The 19,003-nt window shown below is 33.9% G+C and carries 17 protein-coding genes; all 17 read right to left on the minus strand.

Features of this window, described 5'->3' with window-relative positions; genetic code table 11:
• Positions 1-15: 15 nt before the first annotated feature.
• Entirely contained in the window at positions 16-543 is a 528-nt protein-coding gene (locus tag ISU00_RS16390) for a GNAT family N-acetyltransferase (protein ID WP_228851753.1), read from the minus strand.
• A gap of 69 nt (positions 544-612) precedes the next feature.
• Positions 613-1,482, minus strand: coding sequence for an amidohydrolase family protein (locus ISU00_RS16395; protein WP_228851754.1), 870 nt, complete (start codon positions 1,480-1,482; stop codon positions 613-615).
• A gap of 327 nt (positions 1,483-1,809) precedes the next feature.
• Positions 1,810-3,150 carry a YfcC family protein gene (locus tag ISU00_RS16400; protein WP_228851755.1) on the minus strand — a complete coding sequence of 447 codons (1,341 nt, stop codon included), beginning with the start codon at positions 3,148-3,150 and terminating at the stop codon, positions 1,810-1,812.
• Between the two features lie 168 nt (positions 3,151-3,318).
• Positions 3,319-4,206, minus strand: coding sequence for a ChaN family lipoprotein (locus ISU00_RS16405; RefSeq protein WP_228851756.1), 888 nt, complete (start codon positions 4,204-4,206; stop codon positions 3,319-3,321).
• Positions 4,207-4,365: 159 nt separating this feature from the next.
• Positions 4,366-5,619, minus strand: coding sequence for a glycoside hydrolase family 5 protein (locus ISU00_RS16410; RefSeq protein WP_228851757.1), 1,254 nt, complete (start codon positions 5,617-5,619; stop codon positions 4,366-4,368).
• A gap of 63 nt (positions 5,620-5,682) precedes the next feature.
• A complete protein-coding gene (locus ISU00_RS16415) occupies positions 5,683-6,378 on the minus strand; it encodes a phosphatidylethanolamine N-methyltransferase family protein (RefSeq protein WP_228851758.1) in 696 nt (231 codons plus the stop codon).
• A gap of 28 nt (positions 6,379-6,406) precedes the next feature.
• Positions 6,407-7,156: a DUF6090 family protein gene (locus ISU00_RS16420; RefSeq protein ID WP_228851759.1), complete on the minus strand. Its 750-nt coding sequence runs from the start codon at positions 7,154-7,156 to the stop codon at positions 6,407-6,409.
• Between the two features lie 568 nt (positions 7,157-7,724).
• A complete protein-coding gene (locus tag ISU00_RS16425) occupies positions 7,725-8,219 on the minus strand; it encodes a GNAT family N-acetyltransferase (RefSeq protein WP_228851760.1) in 495 nt (164 codons plus the stop codon).
• A gap of 107 nt (positions 8,220-8,326) precedes the next feature.
• Positions 8,327-9,343 (minus strand): DUF3500 domain-containing protein, encoded by a 1,017-nt coding sequence (locus tag ISU00_RS16430; protein WP_228851761.1) that lies wholly within the window; start codon positions 9,341-9,343, stop codon positions 8,327-8,329.
• Between the two features lie 165 nt (positions 9,344-9,508).
• The gene (locus tag ISU00_RS16435) at positions 9,509-10,264 is read right to left on the minus strand and encodes a YoaK family protein (protein ID WP_228851762.1); all 756 of its coding nucleotides are present in this window, start codon (positions 10,262-10,264) and stop codon (positions 9,509-9,511) included.
• A 95-nt stretch (positions 10,265-10,359) separates the two neighbouring features.
• Positions 10,360-12,045, minus strand: a complete 1,686-nt coding sequence (locus tag ISU00_RS16440) for a M61 family metallopeptidase (RefSeq protein ID WP_228851763.1) — start codon at positions 12,043-12,045, stop codon at positions 10,360-10,362.
• Positions 12,046-12,194: 149 nt separating this feature from the next.
• A complete protein-coding gene (locus ISU00_RS16445; protein WP_228851764.1) occupies positions 12,195-12,641 on the minus strand; it encodes a hypothetical protein in 447 nt (148 codons plus the stop codon).
• 201 nt (positions 12,642-12,842) lie between these two features.
• Complete coding sequence (locus tag ISU00_RS16450) at positions 12,843-14,717, minus strand: CocE/NonD family hydrolase (protein WP_228851765.1); 1,875 nt, start codon at positions 14,715-14,717, stop codon at positions 12,843-12,845.
• A gap of 296 nt (positions 14,718-15,013) precedes the next feature.
• On the minus strand, positions 15,014-15,769 hold the full coding sequence (locus tag ISU00_RS16455) for a DUF6090 family protein (protein WP_228851766.1): 756 nt from the start codon (positions 15,767-15,769) through the stop codon (positions 15,014-15,016).
• A gap of 159 nt (positions 15,770-15,928) precedes the next feature.
• Positions 15,929-16,714, minus strand: a complete 786-nt coding sequence (locus tag ISU00_RS16460) for a DUF6090 family protein (RefSeq protein ID WP_228851767.1) — start codon at positions 16,712-16,714, stop codon at positions 15,929-15,931.
• 4 nt (positions 16,715-16,718) lie between these two features.
• Entirely contained in the window at positions 16,719-17,420 is a 702-nt protein-coding gene (locus tag ISU00_RS16465) for a DUF6090 family protein (RefSeq protein ID WP_228851768.1), read from the minus strand.
• Positions 17,421-17,617: 197 nt separating this feature from the next.
• Positions 17,618-18,910 carry an acetylxylan esterase gene (locus ISU00_RS16470; protein ID WP_228851769.1) on the minus strand — a complete coding sequence of 431 codons (1,293 nt, stop codon included), beginning with the start codon at positions 18,908-18,910 and terminating at the stop codon, positions 17,618-17,620.
• Positions 18,911-19,003 lie beyond the last annotated feature (93 nt).

The raw sequence follows: 19,003 nt of genomic DNA on the forward strand, positions 1-19,003 counted from the left end.
AAACGTTTAATCGGGTTATGAGGAGTGGTAATTATCAGCGAAAATATACATCATTCTGTGATTGAAATACATTTCTCCAATTTTCAAATACTTCTCTTGAATACCATAAGTTTTAAAACCAATTTTAGAATATATACTCTCGGCTTTGGTATTATTTACAAGTACATCTATCTCAATTTGTTCAATTTCTTCATTATTAAAGGCTTCCTCAACTGTTGCCTTAACAAGATTGAACCCAATATTATGTCCTTGAAACTCTGGAGTTACATAAACTTGGATTATTCTACCCCTGTGTTTAGTTTTCAAACTGTCATATCTATTAAAACCGGAAATGGCTATTAATCTATCATTATAAAAGCCACCAATAACAAAATTGTCTGGATTTTCATTTTCTAAATGGTCCTCAAAGAATAATTTTTTCTTCTTTATTTCATCTTGGTAATTGGAACCAAAATTTTCAGGGTATTGTTTCAAACATTCGAGCCGAATAGTTCTATATAAACTAGACTCATGGGGCAAAAGTCTTCTAAATTGGATATTCATTATATGTGTCTAGAAAAATGCAGTTGTTTATTAAATTTAAATTTTCTTATGTATAGGCATATACAATTTCTAATTTTTCAAATGGTCCAATTCAAAAAACCTAACCGCGTTTTCATAAAAGATCTTTCTTTTGTCTTCTTCGTTCAAAAAGTCAAATTCGTTCAATTTTTCAATACTTTTTTGAATATTTTCTGGCCAATACATTGCATCAGAACCAAACATAACTTTATCGATAAGGTTTGCTTTTTTTGCTTTCAATAAAAATTCTTCGGCATATAGGGATGTCCGGCCAGTTGGCACCCAAAGAAGTGCTCCTAACCCACAATAGAGTTGTGGGTACAATTCCATTAATGCCAAAGCATGCTCATAAAAAACTCCCCCTGAATGCATGAGGTAAATTTTTAATTTTGGGTAAATAATTAAAACTTCCTCAACCAGCAATGGGTCCCCTAAACTAAGTCTTATCTTTTTATATCTATTAGAGATCCCAGGAGGTCCAGATCCAGTGTGCAGAGCAATGGGTATTCCTTCACGCTCGCATATTTTAAGATAGGGAGCGAATCCAGGGTCCGTAATTTGTAACCCATTAAACATAGGCAAAAATTCACCCCATACCTGAATCTTTCCTTCCTCTATTTGCTTTTTGAATTGTACTGTATCAAACTTCGGAAAATTATTAGATTCATAACCTTTCAACATTTTTTCTTCCAAATCAGTGTCATATTCACCACCACTTTTAACTGCATATACAATATTGTATTTTTTAAATTGTTCCCTTATTCTAGATTTAAAATCTTCATAGTTTGAAGGTGCCCCATAAGTGGATTGATACGTTCGTTTTGTATAGCCGTGAAGATGAACATCTATAATCGGTTTAACACCATCCTGCGCTTGAAATAGCATTGGAAACAATAATATTAAATAGACAATCTTGGGCATAATCAGAAAAATTTAGGTCAGTTAGATTCTAGATAAAAATTGAGCATGATACCAAAACATCAATGCAATCACCTAATTAACAATAATATAGCAATATGATAATTCTTTCAATTTAGGAAAAAAGCTTCAAACCTCCTTAAAATTGAAAGTGATACAATTAAAATATCCATGAACCGAAGTTTTAATTTTTCCTAATCGGAATCAAAATTTCTTCTTTAGGGTTTAGGCCATTATTCATATAGTTCCCTCCAATTCCAAGTCTTAAAAAGGATTAAAGGCAGTAAACGAGGTAAAATCGATATTTCAAAAATTCAGTTATCTAAACTGCTAAAAATTGATTAAAATGGCTATTAGGATGGCTATAATAGACAATGATAAAATAATACCTAGTGGCTTAAGACAATATAAAAACCAATCCTTATAAGATAATTTAGCCGCGGTTAGCATAGCCAGAAGTGCTCCGTTTGTTGGAGTTATCAAATCCATTATGATGGCTCCATATTGATAACATAAAATCATTACTTGTCTAGACATACCAATTAAATCTGCCAATGGAGTTAATATGGGTATGGTCAACACCGCTTGGCCCGAATTACTAGGAATAGGGACGTGCAATACACTTTGAGATAAGGTCATGGCAATTGCTGAAAATGCCACAGGTAACTCCTCCAGGGGATTAAACAAATAATATACTATACTGTCGATTATCAATCCCTCATATAGGACCAAATAAACACTTCTAGCCAAACCAACTATTAAAGCTGCAAATGCCATTTCCTGTATACCAAAGGCATAAGCTTTAAAAGTCCCATTAAAACCAAGCTTACCTATAAATCCACAAAGGATTCCCATTATGAGGAAAAGAGCAGACATTTGGTTGTAATCCCAATCCCAATTTAAAATCCCATAAACCATGGTCGTAAAGGTGAGACCGACTATTGTAAGAATAATACCTGTGCGTTTAGACAATTTAATTTTTTCAGCACCCATTGCCGTTTCGTCAGTTACTACAGATTTTGACTTGCCGACCCTTAAAATCCAGTAAATCCAAAAACCTGTTGCAATCAAAAGGATTATTATCCTAAAAACAAAGCCTGAGAAAGGTTGAACATCGGCTATTTTTTGTGCAAGTAACGCCCCGAAGGGGTTTATTGGACTAAATGTTGCACCAATAGTTGCTGATCCTGCACTTATAGCAACGGCTGAAATTTTCGTAAAACCTATTCTAGATGTTAAAGCAATCATTATGGGAATTAAGGCTATAATTTCCTCATAGGTGTTGTTTAAGGCTCCTAAAAGCGCAAAAATCAATCCCAATAAAATCATTACTTTTTGAGGTGAATTGGAAAAGCGGTGAATTAAAGCAGAAATACCATTATCAAACGCCCCAGTTTTATCAACTACGACGAATGCTCCCCCAATCAATAAGATTAGAATTACTATATCTGCACCAAAAATAATGCCTTCAGGAACTTTTACCACAGCCTCAAATAAACCAATGGGTTCATTAGGTATCGATTTATAACTGTTAGGCACAACAATTTCTCGATTTGTATTAGGGTCTATAATCCTTTCGTATTTTCCTGCGGGTAATAGATAGGTCAATCCAACTGCTATTCCTATAAATATTAATAAGATTGCAAATGGATGTGGAAACTGTAATTTCATTGGCTACTAATGCACAACGGTCTTTATATGGTAGTCTTAAACTGGGTAAGAACTAAGATAGTAAAATGACACAAGATTAGACGCACGGTCAACAATTCAATTGAATAATCAAATTATAGTCTTTGACCCTAAAATTTATGATAATCGATAAAACTCCAATAATTAAAATCATCCTTTGGTTTTAGTCATGGTGTCAGACACCACTATGATATAATTTGCGATAGCAGCTTTTTCTTCCTCTGATAATTCATTCCATTCAGAATCTGTAACTGTAGTTATGGATTTTATATTTAAACCTGGATGGATTTTGTTTATCCACCAAATGATGCCCTGTGAATAATTAGAATGGTAAGATCCTTCAAAATGCAACAACAAATTTCCTGGCTGAAAATTTTTAAGGGCAAAATGAGCCATGGTGGCGTCTTTGGCCGCCTGTGCCAGTTGAATATTCAACATATTTGGCGGAATATGCCCTCCCATATTGTCAGCCATTTCTGCATAAGCTTTTACGGTTGGATCAAAATAGGTTTCCAGATCTGGACCAATCATGGCGAGCGCCTCAGGAGACAATTTTGAAAGGACTTCTAAACCCATTTTGTAGATCATGGAAGCATAACGTCTGGGAATATTTGTCGCTATAAAACGCAAATTATTTTCCTTTGCAAAATCGAGTAAGGGTTTATAATCCGTCTTATAGTTGTTCCAAAGTTGGGTAATTTCAGGAAGCATTTTGTCTTCAGGGTAAAAGTCTTGTAAATATTCATTTATCACAAGTTGGTTACCATTTTCAAACATTTCGGCCCCAAAAAACAATTCATTCCCTTTGAGGTCGTACAAACTTTTGCTTAATTCAAATTGCAACCAATGCGAAATAGGATTGTTGTGGTATTCCCCAAAAAACACCATATCTCCATTAGCCAAATCGTTTATCATTGAATTGTAATCGGCAATAGTACCATCATTTTTAAATAGTTGATAGGCCGGTTTCGATTGGGCAGTTGTAAGGTTAACAAATGCAACAAGGATAATGGTGGTAATTAGAATGGTTTTCTTCATAATGGTTAATACAAATCATTTTGCCGTGTTAAGAAACTCCATGCGAAGGTTATTTTTTATAATTTACTCCTAAATGTAACAAATAAACCCTAGTAATCTTTTGGAAGATACTTTTAGTCACCTTTAAAATTAGTTCGTCTGAAAAGTTAGAATAAATAGTCATGGTGAGTTGGTACTCGCTTTGGAAATTTTAAACCCCAAAGCTTCGCAATAACCCTCATTAGGATAACAATTTTCAAATTTGCTATTTTCTACAAATTGATTTAGAATAGACTCTATTTTTTTCGGACCGATTCCATTTAGGCTATCCTTTAGCGCTCTTATTGACCCAAACGATCTTCTATCACTTTCGGCATATTCAATAAAATTATCATATCCCTCTGGTTTATGAAAATTCATTGGCCCCCTCGTATTATCCATTTTTTTATAGGGCCAAAAGGTCCAGTGAATATCATTTTGATCTAGTAATTCTCTAAAGTCTCTTACCCAATCATCTTCATTCTCTCCACTCTCTCCCATTAAAATAGGCACATTATATGTTTCCCGGAAATCCAAATATTCTTGGATTTCCTTTTGCTCAGGTGACATCCAATATTTATGGAAGGTGTATACTAAATTGTCATCAAATGGCTCTGAAAACACGGAAAAATCTGTCTCCCAAACAGCTCCACCCAAAAAAACAATGTGGTGAGGATCAACCTCTCTGATGGCCTTAGTTATTCTTTTGTATAAGGGCTCTAAGTTATGACCTAAAGAATCATTCTTAAAATAATGAGGGATTGGTTCGTTCAATAAATTATATCCAATTACAGTGGTATTATCCGCATAACGTTCAGCTATTTCCTTCCAAATTTCAGTGACTTTTTGTTTCATACCCTCATCGACCATTAACCATGGATAACCATCGCTATTATCGATATTGTCACCAGTTTGACCTCCCGGTGCACCATGCATATCCAACAAAACATAAATATTATGTAATTCACACCATTTAATGGCATCATCAAGATATTTAAAGCCGTGAATATCTCTACCCAAGAAATCATCATGGGTTAACAATCGGTAATCAAAAGGTAACCGTATTAAGTTTACACCTGCATCCGATAACCATTTTATATCTGCTTCGGTAATATAATTTTCAAGGAAGGTATCCCAAAATTTTGTGGTTGCGGTATTTCCAATGAGTTCTCTAACGGCCTGATCAATTTTTCGAGGGGAATTACAATTTTTCAGCTTGAACATGTATCCTTCTGGTAATAACCAATTCCCCAAGTTTACCCCTGTTAAATGCATAGGTTCTCCTTGTGGCGAGTAAATTTCCTTTCCATTAACATATGCATATTGTTTAACTTCATTATAACAGGAAACTCCTACTAAAATTAGGATTAGGATAGGAACAAAAGCTAGTCTCATGATTTATTGGTTATTAGCACAAAGGTGTAAAATCTCTTTTCTAAAATTTAAGTATACTGCCTTTTAATTATTATTTGGTTTATAATTTACACCATCTGAATAAATGAGCTTTATATCAGGTAATTCTGTAAAATAGTAATGAACCCAAATATAAATATGGCTAAACAAAGCTACCAATAGAGCCGCTTTCGATTGGGCAATTAATCCTGGAATATATAGAATTAAGAATCCAAAAATATACATCCCGTTAGATGTATATTTAAATATTCCTTTTTTTACAAAAGGTTTAGATTTAAATTCCTCAGGTTTGAAATGGTCTATTCCAAAAGCTCGGTCCATTCCAAAATACTTTTTTACGGAATAAAAAAGATATACGGTTGGCACCAATAAAATTCCCGCTATGATAGAAGTCAAAATATTATTAATGTTAAAGGTCTTGTGGTTTGAAATGGCCAATAAGGTAAGAGTTACTATTCTCGAAAGAATCAAAATGGCAAATCCTATTTTATATAAATTGAAGGCATCTTTTCCGAATTTTTTTGAAAAACTGTTATAAAACAATTCAGAACGCCAGCACACTAACACGTATAATTGATGAACAATTGGGGAAATTATAGCAGCTAATAACCATAGAGACGTTTTAAATCCGAATAATTCTCCATATAGAACAGAGGCATCATTATTTATATAAAAATATATGCCTGTCAATAAAGCAATCAAAATCAAAAAATGCCAAAGTTGGTATTTAAATATGCCCATCCTTCTTTATTACGGCATTTAATTAGTTTTAATTTTCCTTTAAATAAGCTTCTATCTGATCAATTAATATATTTGAACCAATCAAGGAAAATTCCAGTTCATCTTTTGTTTCAGTGAACAAAATTCGTTTAAAATTACTAATCCCCTGAAATGTTGCTGCAAGATGACTATAGTTTATGTTGCTCCATATAAGCGAATCGATTAGTTTACCTTGGTCATGAGTTTTTGTTACACCAAACGTATAGGTGTTGACATAAGAAGTAACTTTCCCTTGATAATCATTTGTAGTCTTTTCTACCCTATCCATCTTTGAAGCTTTGGTATTATAAAAATTCCTCATGCCTGCTTTTAATGAGTCGGAAAGGTTCTCGATTAGGCCAGTTTGAACCAAACTATTGTAGGAGTTCATGCTGTACGGGATTTGGACTACCCAATTAGGGTTGAACTCGAATCTCATTATTTTGATAAGGGTATCCACAGTTGCGTCTGGTTTCGCAACTCTTGCTCTTAAAGATTCATTTAATTGATGCTGTTCGTTAATAAAAGGAAGTCGCTCAGTAATTAATTCAGTGTCTTTTAACAAATCACTTTTTAATGCAATTAATAATTTATCAGTTTTTAAATCCGTTTTTCTATTGTCATTCCAATCATTTATCTGCAGTGCAATTAAAATACCTATTACCACGAGTACAATTTCCCCGATGGCGTAGGTCAGGTATTTTCCAATTTTATTCTCTGAAATCAACTTATGTCGAATATTTCTAAAGATTTTAATCATTGGTGATGGTCGGCCCTATTAATTACCAATGGTTTGTATAATTCGAAGTAGCGTTGGTTGAAACTAAGATACTAAAATGTATTTTCAGAAAAATTTAAATCACCTAAATACTTTTCTAAAGGTCTTTAAGTTTTATTTTGAATACAACGCCTTATGCCCAGTGATAATATTTAACAAGAGTCTCACAGAAAAATAAATGACCATTATAATCACAAAGGGACCCAATTTAAAATTAAATTGTAAATCACCATATGGCCAAAATAGCTTGTCTAAAATTGGTCCTATTACCAATAGATATAATACTATCCAAAGGCCTATTGCAATTACTTCAATAATTAAATTAGAACGTTGAAAAAATCGTTGAAGAAGATATTTAAAAAACAAAACAGTTAATACGAAAGATAAAAATGCGGCTACACTAAAAAGAAGCCAATGTAGTGGATACTTTTCAAAAACTGAGCCGCTCCTATTTATATGATTGAAATAATCATAAGTAGTAAAGCCGAAAAGTAAGATGAATAAATAACTTAAAGGATATTTCAGTAACGCTTTAACCTTCAACATTTAATTAATTGCTATAATCAAGTTTATAAATAAATTCTTCTATTTCCTTTTGTCGGGCATTTGCAAAACCTCTATCCGTTCCAACTTTAATGAATCCACATTTTTCCAATATTTTCTGTGATCCAAAATTGTCAAAAGCTACATGTCCATAAATTGGCCTAGATGTCTCAATAGCAAGAAACTTCCTCAGTGCTTCTGAAGCGATCCCTTTTCCCCAAAATTTACGATCAATCCAATAAGTAATTTCCGAGTTACCATCCATTATAAATTTGGCAATGCTCCCAACAATCGTATTATTTATGGTTATGGTTTGGTTATTTACCGTTGGATTAGCTAACAATTTTGTGTATTTACTAATATAGGCAGATTTGTCATCATGGTCCTTTGGCATAAATGCAGCTAAGTACCCACCCTCCTTATCTAATTGGAATTTAAATAAAAGGTCTAAGTCTGATATGTTCGTCGGTCTCAGATTTATGGCAGTATAAATGTTTGTCATCTGGAATCATTCAAAATTGAAAATCGTCTTAAATACGATATCAGAAACTATTTTGCCGGTAATATCATTCCACCTGTTAGCCATTAGTATTTTTAAAAGTGTTTCTTTTAATCATTTTTATGATGGTCTGAATTTTTATAATGTTCCCTGATGATGTCCCTGCCAAAATCTCCATCGAAATCTCTCCAAACCGTATGTATATGATTGGCATTATTCTGAACGTTGTCAAACTCAATCAAGAACGATTTCCCTTGAATCCGATAATAATGACCTTTACCAGGTGTCGTTGCACCCGCCCAACCAAATCTCACATCATTTAATTCCTCCTCCTTTATACTGTTCATTCTCTTTTCAGCTAAATCAGTTGGCATGGTAGAAAGATATTCATCGACCAACTTTAAAAAAATCAATTGTTGATTTCTGTTTAACTGTCCGTAGCTAATCCCAACCGGACTTAAAGGTTCCACTTCTGTTGATTTGCCTGACACAATATCAATAAACGGCTCTTGCTGAAATATTGCCAAATTCTTTTGTTTTTCATTCAAAGAATTGATCAATTCAAAACCTAAATCTTCTTCTAAATGAAGGGTGCGCTCCCCTTCCCTAGGTCCAGAAAGAATTCTTGCGGGATTAGCACCGAAAAACCTAGGAGCTATCTCCACTTTTCCATTAAGAATCGTGAAATTCAAGGAAATATGATGACCTTCGAAGGAAAAAGCCCATAAATTATCTGTTTCGGGATTTCCATAAATTGCAACCGAATAACTTTCAGGATTCCGCATGATCGAATCCCCACTAATTTCTAAAAGGACATTCTCTAAACCAATAATTTTCTTTGTTTTCGCATAACCAGTTTCAGAGAGAAAATTCTTGAGAAGTTCATCTAGTTTAGATTTCTGGTCGGCATTAAGTTCACTCAATTGAATTCCTGATCTTGGAAACATAGAACTGGGTATAAAATGCCAATCGGTTCTAGAATCGTCATTCAGTAGCATCTGCGCTTTATTTCTTTGGACTTGGTTTAATGAATTTAAAAAGTCAACCGCAGGGTTGTTACCAAAGGCGGTAACCGCCATTAAAATGGAACCAAAAATCAATAGGGTAACTAAAACAATTTTTTTCATATAATAGAATTTATAACGACTGCAAACGTATTTATTCAAAAGTCAGAAATTAGAATTATAGTTTGGGGAAGTAACTGTCGCTGACACAACTAATTTATAAAAACGAGTTGAATCTATATACAAGCTATTATACTGTTCTTTCTTTTAATGGTTGGTTAAGTTGACCTATTTGCCCTTTTTGGAGGAGGTTTTACCTTGTTTATACTTTCTCTTTGCCTTAATCATTCTAAATCTTAAATCATCATAAATTAGGCTAATTAATAATACAGCAGCCCCAAAAATCAAGGTATTAAGTCTCCAATGCATTCTTGTATATAAATATCCACCGATTAATCCGCCAATAAAGAAAAATGAAATTATATAAATCCGAAGTTTAATTGTTGCTTTTAATTTATCTTGATTGGGATGAGTTTTAGAGAAAAATAATTGTGAAAGTTCTATCCCTAAATCAGTAAATAATCCCGTAAGGTGAGTCGTTCTTACAACGGCATTGGAAATTTTTGTTACAAAAGAATTTTGAAGCCCCATTGCAAATAGAAGGGAACAAACAATTAAATCAACATTTTTAAATAGAGGTACGTTATAAACAATTGGAATTGATATTAAAATTGCACTTTCAATTATTGTTGGTATAACAAAAACATTTAGCTTTCTGTTGTCTCTATATTTTTCAATTAATAAGCTAGAAATGAAAGCCCCAAATAGGAAGGAGAAAAAATATAGAAAGTAGATCGTTCCTTTCCAAACCTCAAATTCCGCTACGTCATTTATAAAAAGCGCAAAATGCCCTGTTACGTTTGTAGTAAGTTGTTTAAATTCTAAAAAGCCTGTAACATTTACGATTCCTGCGACAAATGACAAGATTGTAGCAATTCTTAGGTTGTGCTTTAGTGTTCTGCTTTTACCTTGATGTCTAAACATTCATTTTTAAATAATGAGGTTTAAAAAATGAAAATAGTTGTTTGTTTTATGGGTCTGTTTATTGGCATTTATTGATCGTATAAAACAGCGTTTGACTATTCATTTAAAAATGCTTTCAATATTTCACGTTGCATTGAATTAGGATTATCAACCCGTTTAATCGCTATTTTTTGTTTTAATTTTTTTCCCTCAGTTTCTAAAGTTTGCCTATCTATTTTTAATCCTGCGTAAGACAAATACAAGTTATAGTCTAGCTCCTTAGTTGTGTAAACGTATTCGAATAAATTGGCTAGAGGAATTTCGGCCGTCTGTTCACAAACTTTTCGGAATTCGGCATCCGTAAATCCTCGATTCTCCTTCACATAATATTTCCAATATAGGGTTCGCATTACGTCATCGAGAGATTTATTATTTTTAGTGGCGTTCCTAATTTCAAGATCTAATAAAATTGCAAAGACTGCTCCTTTGTTGTAAACAGATATTGACCTGTCTTCTCCATTTCTCCCTGAACCAAAAGGGCCATCCTCCCAAGTATTAAAACTTGCTTGCGAAAGAGATTGATACAATCTTCCATTGTCGTTCTCTAGAGTGTTTATTTGTGCTGATAGGGTTGCTAACAATGTAGCTTCGTCTATCAAACCAGCTCTTCTCAAAATCCGGGATTCATAAAAAACCGTGAATCCTTCACTCATCCAAAGCAAATTGGTTCTGTTCCCCTTGTCATAATCAAACGGCCCCAACTCAAAAGGTCTAATTCGTTTTACATTGAAGTGATGGAAATATTCATGAGTCAAAAAACTAAGCATGCGAGACATTGCTTCAGGTGAGTTAAGTGTATTGCCATCAAAACTTACAGTTGTATTGTTTAAATGTTCAATTCCACCCCGACCTGGGCCAATGCCAATAAACGTATATTCTTCATAAGGGATATCACCGATTATATCAGAAGCAACTTTCACTATTTTTTTCAAATTGGCCATAAAAGGGGTTTGTTCAAAACTTCCAAGTTTATAACCTATAAACCGATGTTTCTTACCATCAAGCTCGAAAGACTGTAATTCTTCCAGATTTCCCATAAGGATGGGACAATCATATAAAAAATCAAAATTAGGGGCTGTGAATTCATAGTTCTTACCATCAATCGGTTCCAACCCAGTTGCAATTTCTCTCCATTCTGAATTTTTCAAAATATTAACCTCAACTGGTACATTAAGGAAACCCTCTATATATAAAAATGAATTTCCTGGAATAAGGTAGGCATGATTATTATCCACATAGCTATTGGCAACAAATTGCCTATGGGTACGAATTGTATAGCTAATCACAAAGGACTTGTTTTTTATGTCGTTAACCAGCCAGGTATTGCCATTTACTTTTGAAAGGGGTAAGCTTCTCCTATTATCATCTTCAGCGGAAATTCCTTCCACCGTTTGGGCATAATTCATCAACTGATAGTACCCTGGCATCCAATTTGGCATTTTAAGATATAATGAATCTTGATTTCCCCCTTTACCATGGAATTCAACTTTGTAGTAATGACTTGATGGGTCTGGAATTGAAACCAAGAATTTTAAATCCGAAGGATTTTTTTGTGAGAAAACTAGCTTGGGAGTGACTGACAAACAAACTATTAATACAAAAAGTGACCATTTTAAACTTAGTCCACAATTATTCTTTTGATACTTTTTACAAAGGTTTTTGAAATAGGAAGAAGATCCTGCTTGAGGGAAAAAGGGTCTAATCTGATTGGTTAAGGTGATCCAAGTAGTTTTTTTGGTCATATTCTATTTTTGGCTGAATTGTTTAACTCTAAACTCTTGAATAAGTCTAGTTTATTTTTTGACATCTCATACTATTAGCTGTAATCAATTTATTAAGAGCTGATGACCAACCTTTAAGTATATGCGTGTTCTGGCTTTATTTTTAAAAGTTATTGTAACTGTTTTATCTTAACCATTGGTCCAGGGCATAATACTTTGTGACAAGTCATACAACTCACAACCATATTATCATAAATATTAGCCACTTCGTTTGCATTTGCAGATTGAAGATTTTTTATGCTTTGTAAATACAAATTGGCAAAGGCCCTATACTCCTCTGAAGCGGCTTTTTCAGGTTGAGTTGCATGGGCTGTTAGAATTTTTTCATGGTTTAAATTTATCTCAATTGGTTCGCCTTTATTTATTTGCTCTTTAATTAATTGAGCTTCGTCATACATCTGTCTCATCAATAATGCTAACTCGCTGTCCCCATTTGGATTAATCGGTTGTTGAATTTGATTTTCACCAACCAAAGATTCTTTCTTCTTTTCAGAACATGACACAACAACAGTAAATATTAAAAGAAAACAGGTTAAAACTTTAAGGTTAATTTTCATTGGCTAATTGAATAAAGAATTTTCTTAACGAGACTATTTTTTTTATAGTAAATCACCTTTAAATGATTGTAAATAATATAGTTAAATACCGAAACTCTTGGTAGCAAAATCATATCTAGGGATTCAAGCGATAAGCGTTATTTGATTTTAGAAATCATTTTATGTCTTCTCCAGTATTTTGATAATGTTTATCAAGAACTTTTAATTTTTCCTCACAGGAACCCTAATCTGTGAAGGATATTTTGCCGAATGGTGCACTTTATTATGGGCAATAATTCCATTCACTTCGTCATAATTATTTCCTCCTGTATTCAAGTTCCGTGCAAACCTAGGGAAGTTGCTGCTTGATATTTCAATCCGAATTCGATGGCCTTTTTCGAAATAGTTACTGGTCGCCATTGGAGTTAAGTCTAGTTTGTACACCTTACCTTTTTCCATAAAAACTTCCTTATCATATCCCTCACGATAGCGCACACGTTGAATAGTTTCATCCAAATTATAGGCTTTTCCATCAGGGTGTACATCAATCAATTTAATTGTAAAATCTGTATCCTTAACATCCGAAGACACATATAGTGTTGATTCAATAAATCCTGAAACCTCGGTTCCTTCTTTAAGTGGCTCGGTAGTATAGACCAAGATGTCATTTCGCGCCTCCATATCTTGTTGGTCAAAAGCACCTCCCTTTACCGCATTACCCGTACAACATACGTTACCACCGTACGAAGGAACAGGATTCATTGGGTCGTACGTAAAACTATCCGGATTATCCTTTGTATTTATTTTATTAGTCAAGACACCGTCACCAAATCTGCTATTAGCGTTCCCGTTACTATTTAAATAATAAGTGACTAGTTGTGTATTTTCAGGTGGCCAGGTATTGGAAGATTGCCATTCGTTAAGACCCATTGTGTAATATTGCACCCTTGGAGTAGTTTCCTTAAAATCATTTTCGTCTCCTTTAAGCCATAGATCGAACCACTTGTATATTTGTTCATCATAGTTTAAACGAGCATCTCCAACACTTAACTCACCCACTATAGTATTTTCCGTAGCCCTTGTATAGGCACAATGCAAGGTAGGCGCAATAACTAAATATTGATTGTCCCTCACTTCCGCATCTTTGGCATTATTCCTCACATGGTTAAATAGATAAATATTTGGTGTTATGGATACATCATACCAAGATGCAAACCAAAAACTAGGAACCCCAATCTCCATATTATCGTGATAAATACCTCCTTTGAACCAGTCAGGATCATTTGGTTTACGCCTTACCATTTTATCGAATATTTCCTGTTTGCCGTTGATGTTCTTTAATATATTCTGAATTGGCAAATGTCTCAAAGCTTCACTCATATCAACTGGAGGATTATCAGGAGCTAGATCATAAAATCTTGAAATTCGAATGAGGTCTTCTTGAGTGGCACCCTCAGGGATTCTCGGCTTAAATTTATCATGCTCAACCCCATATAGCCAAGCAAAAAATAACATTTGCTCAGCCCCCCCACGGTACCAGTTGCCCTGCTCATTAATTTCACCAACACGACCAACTCCTGCGCCATAACTCTGGGGAACCATTGCGGCATGTGATGGATGATCTAAGGCCGCTACTGCCATTTGCCATTCAGCAGTTGACGAACAGCCTAATGTACCTATTTTTCCGTTAGACCATGACTGATCTTTCATCCAACTAAACGCATCGTAGCCATCGGTTAAAGGAACACCCAGAATATCCCATTCGCCTTCAGAGAAATATCTTCCCCTTTCATTTTGTACAACATAAGCATACCCTCGTTCTACAGCTTCCAAAGCTTTCCGGTAAGTGCCTATTTGCTCTTCACCATTTCTCCATGAATTGAAATTATATGGGGTTCTTACAAAAATGATAGGGACTTTTTCATCCGTCTTGGGCCGGTATATGTCTGTGGCTAAACGCACCCCATCGCGCATGGGCATCATTACCTTCTGATCGATAATTGCTATTTCTTCTAGTTGTTCTCTATAATCTTGGGCTAAGATTGCGCTGCTAAATAGAATTATCAGAGCGGAAAGGATGAGGTGTAGTCTTTTCATTTTATGGTTTTAATTGAACGGTTAAGATAAGGGGAATTATTATTTTTTAGAAGTTTTCAAATTTTCAATTTTGTTTCATGGAGATAATTATTTTACTGTTTGAATAACGGTCAGTTAAGGGGGATTAAGTTATTGTTATTATGTATGGAACTAAAAGTAGAAAATCGAAGATTCGGCAGAGCCGAGTGCGAGTTGATTAGGATAACCCTTAGATAAATCAAAAAGAAGTGAAATTTCCTTGACCTGGGAAGAACAAGTTGCAGTGATAGAATGTTTTCCTTTTATTATTTAAATTCCTAATTATTTTTTAGTTCATCCATTACAAGATTTAAAAGAGCATTAGAATCATCCAGTCCCGCTTCTTGCATTCTTAACATAAATGTGGCACTATTATATTCTGAAATAATATTTTTTTTGAAATCAAAACCATTTATCCGTTCCAAAATATCTTTATAGGATACAAGGTCATTTCTATAACCTAATTCACCATCTATTCTTTCCATACCCGGTATTATGCTATTTATATTTAAACTATAATTTGACCCGGTTCTTCTCTTTTCTATTCTTTCATTTCTATGTTCGCTTTTAAAATAATAATCGTTTAAGGCAGATCTTAAAACGGTACTTCTGAAATATTTCATTGCTCCAGTATTTTTTAATTCTTCAAATGTTCCGTTTGCTATTCCAGGATGTGCAATTGATAAATTAGTTCCACTCATTAAATATCTGAGAACTGTAGTGGAATCTTCAGTTATAAGTTGCTCTTTATTAATCAACTCCAATAATGAACCTAAAGACTCATGTTTGTTTTTTAGTGATTTAATTGTCCATGAAAAATTAAGCGTATCAGCTATAAGGTCATTTGAAATCCTCGTTAAATAATCCTTTTCAGAAATTCTATCTAAGTTGTAATTGTTCCAGTTGTTTATTTGAAGGGCAATCAAAATACCAATAACCACAAGTACGATTTCTCCAATTGCATATAAAAGATACTTGCTAAATTTATGTTCAGTCAATAGTTTCTGTCTAATTTTTCTAAAGAACTTTATCATTCGCTAATGGTTGGTTATGATGAAGTACAATTGTTTATATAACCCAGCGTATTGTTAGTTAGGTCACTAATTTAACAAATAAAATATCCCATAGTTAAGCTTGGGGAATTTACTAAAAAAACAATACGGTACACGAACGAAAATCATAGTATGCTTTCGTTACTTTTTTAAATTGAGTTCATTGTCAATTTTTCGGATAAGTCTGTTAGCCCATTCTTCTTCAGATTCAAGAAATTTTATCCCTATGGTAAGTCTTATCGAAAGATCATTTAAATAATTTTCAAGACTGATATCTCCTCTAATATCTTTTGGCAGCAACATAGGTCGGTTGTCCTCTTTGTAACGTTCCAAAGCATAATGTCCACCTTGGCCGTCCCGTCCTCTTACATTTTTGGAATACAAAAGATATTTTGTAACCAGGTTATTTTCTTTATAGGCGTTGATAAACCTTTTCGTTTCAGTGACGTGATGTTCAAGCCTCATATTATTATAATAATTTGATAACTCGTTGACCAAGCTATCATTGGTAATATTGTTCATATAACCCGTACTCGTTGCTATATCAAATGAAGTCCTGTTAGCGCTTGGCACTATAAAGTAACTAATTAAATGAAAATCATTGATGAATTGTAAACTGTCTTCAAGTGGTTTTGAAGCATCGATAAAATATTCCAAAAGCTTTAGTCCCGCTTTGTTTTGTGATATTTTAAATTCTTTTACACGTCTTAATTCGGAAATATCACTCTCCAAATCCCTTTTAATGTTCTTTAAAAGGGTCTTTTCTATTTGCCGATCTTTTTTTTCCAATTGCCAAGTATTAACCTGAAGTGCAATCAAAATCCCAATTACGACAAGAATAATTTCACCTAACGCATAGATAAAGTATCTAGTAAATTTATTTTCAGTCAGTAATTTTTGTCTAATTTTTCTTAGGAACGTGATCATTTGACTAATAAGGTTGTAAACGTTTTAATTCTAAATCTATCTCTTTATTTAGGGATTCTATGGTCTGTTGTATGGTGATTATTAGTCGTTCATATAGAAAGGATCTATTTTGTTTAAGACGCCACAACAAGTTAGTAATATGCACATTATTCTTTAAGAAATCCAATTCACTAGGGCTAAAGCTTCGTGATTCTAAATGGAGGATTTCATAAATAATTGGAGTTAATTGTTGATCATTAAATCTAATCTGATTCTGGTTGACTTCTCTAATATTAGGATAACTATAACTATACAGTGATGAGATTTTGGAGCGAATCGTATCGTTAGAAATTATGTCAATTCCAGCAGATTTTATATTCTCAAAAGTCGCTGTATTAAAAACAAAATCCCACTCTGGCGAAAAACATGAATAATAAAATTGGGATAGGGAATCGTTGGAGTAGATTTCTTCATTCCTATAATACTTATCCAATTTCTCATGACTTTCAAGCCTTCCTTTATAAATACGTCCTGCTGGAATGAATTCCCCTTTTAGGTCGCTTTCTAAACCTTTTTTTAGTTCGGCCAAATAAACGATCTCTTTTTGTCTCTTTCGTCTATGGTCATTCCAATTGTTAATCTGAAGGGCAATCAATATCCCGATCACCACTAATAAAATTTCACCAATAGCATATTTTAGATACTTTACAGTTTTGTCTCTCTCCATAAGGTCGAATCTTATTCGTCTAAAAAACTTAAACACAGTTTATGTTGATGTTTTGGTTTTCTCCGCAAGCTGGTATCTCAATCAAATGTTCACAGCATATCTCGTTTTGACTCACAAAACTGAATTTCGATAATCTATAGAATGTTATCATTGGTTAATTGCTATACAGATAATCATTGCCTTCATTGAGAAATATCCTATTTTCTAAGTTTTTCAAAGAGCCAGCTGTCTTTCATTTCGCGTTGTTCAGGAAATGTCCAATGTTGTGTTTCTTGAAAAATATGGAGCTCTTTTTCAGCATTAATTACATTATAAGCAGCATACATTGAGGCTGGAGGACAAACGTTATCGTTATAACCCCAACTATACCATCCCGGGACTTTAACAAATCGGGCAAAGTTTACAACATCATAATACTTTGAAGTTTCAATTTTCTCAGGCTTATTAGTGTACTCATCCGTAAATAATTGCGGCCAACCTCCGGCACGTCCATGCAAAAAACCGGTCATGTCTGAAAGTGCTGGGTAAAATGCTGCCAAATAACTTATTCGGCTGTCTAAGCTTGCTGTAATGATCGAAAGTGCTCCACCCTGGCTTCCTCCTGTAACTCCGAGATTATTTCCGTCAAAATTGTCAAGACTCTCTATAAAATCAACAGCTCTTACACAACCGAGATATACCCGTTTGTAGTAGGCGTTATCTTTATCATCTAGATTTGTTGTAAAATATTGATTTAATGCACCTTGCCTTAAATTATCATAAACAGTTTGATCAAGGTTCACTGGAATACCATGAATACCGATTGTAAAAGAAATAAATCCTTCTTCTGCTTCTGAAACCTCACCATAATATGGCCTTACTCCTGCTCCAGGAACATGTAAAATTGCAGGATATTTTCCTTCTTTTTTAGGCTTACATAAAACGCCATAAATTTTTCCTTGAACATTGTCCAGCTGAACGTGGTACACGTCAACTTTATTTGTACACCTTTCGGGTATTAAGGTAAGAATTGGATTAATTGCCACCTTGCCCAACTCTTCTTTCCCCTTTTTCCAAAATTCTTCAAAATCATTGGGTAAGGTTGTAGTTGGTTCTATCTTATCTGGCGAAAATCCGACAGTTGCATAAGAGGTATACTCGTTACCGGCAACTTCCACTGTGGCTGTGCAGCGCAGAAATCCTGCTTCATTAAATTTTTTTGCCTTTACTTTTGTTGCCCCATTTTTTAGTATTAAAGTCCCTTCATCCCAAATTTTTATAAAACGATAACCGGGATCAGGTTGAATGGTATACTTAATTTCAATACCCTCCATTGGGGTATTATTTCTTAACGCAGTCAAAGAAAATTCAACCTGCTCACCAATTTCGTATGTCCAATCATTATGGTTCGGAGTTACAATTACTTTAACAAGTTCTTCACGGGGTTGTGCACTTAGGAAACTATAAAATAGTAGTGCAAATACTATTGAAAATTTAAATTTGAGTTTCATTTACTTTGTTTTTAAGATACTGTCCCTGATTGTATATCGCAGCGTTGAGATGGTTTGGTTACTAATTTAACAAATAAAAATTGGCAATGGTTG

Source organism: Aegicerativicinus sediminis, assembly GCF_015476115.1.
Lineage (GTDB): Bacteria > Bacteroidota > Bacteroidia > Flavobacteriales > Flavobacteriaceae > Aegicerativicinus > Aegicerativicinus sediminis.